1 protein-coding gene is annotated in these 560 nt (G+C 70.4%); it reads left to right on the top strand.

Annotated elements, in window-relative coordinates:
• Positions 1 to 95: 95 nt before the first annotated feature.
• Positions 96 to 560, top strand: a 465-nt coding sequence (locus tag BMG07_RS40975) for a Clp protease N-terminal domain-containing protein (RefSeq protein WP_307867346.1), incomplete at its 3' end; no start/stop codon positions are given.

Here is a 560-nt window from a genome sequence, read left to right as displayed (position 1 = left end):
CCCTTCTTTCCGGGCCCGCTGCCCCCCGTTCAACACACCCTGACCAGCGACGGCGGCGACACGCCCGCCGCCTGAGACGCACTTTCCTTTTCCCTATGGACATCGACATCCGCACCCTGCTCGGCCGGCTCAACCCGGAGTGCAAGCGCGCCATGGAGCAGGCGGCCGAGCTGTGCGTGCAGCAGACGCACTACAACGTCGACCTGGAGCACCTGCTGCTGAAGCTGGTGGACAACGAGGCGCCCGACCTGCGGCTGGTGTTCGGGCGCTTCGGCATCCGGCCCGACACCGTGCAGGCGCAGCTGCAGAAGTCGCTGGACACCTTCAAGCGCGGCAACGGCCGCACGCCGAGCCTGGCGCCCGACTTCGCGCCGTTGTTCCAGGAGGCCTGGCTCATGAGCTCGATGCTGCTGGGCCAGCAGCACATCCGCTCTGGCACGCTGATGCTGGCGCTGCTCGAAGTCGACCGCCTGCGCGGCCGGCTGGTCGACGCCGCGCCCGCGCTGCTGCAGGTGCCGCGCGGCGCGCTGCGCGACGAGCTCGCGGGGCTCTTGCAGTCG

Origin of the sequence: Variovorax sp. E3 (assembly GCF_016082275.1) — a bacterium.
Classification (GTDB): Bacteria; Pseudomonadota; Gammaproteobacteria; order Burkholderiales; family Burkholderiaceae_C; genus Variovorax.
The sequence above is the reverse complement of the archived record's forward strand: the minus strand, read 5'-3'. Positions and strand labels throughout refer to the sequence as shown.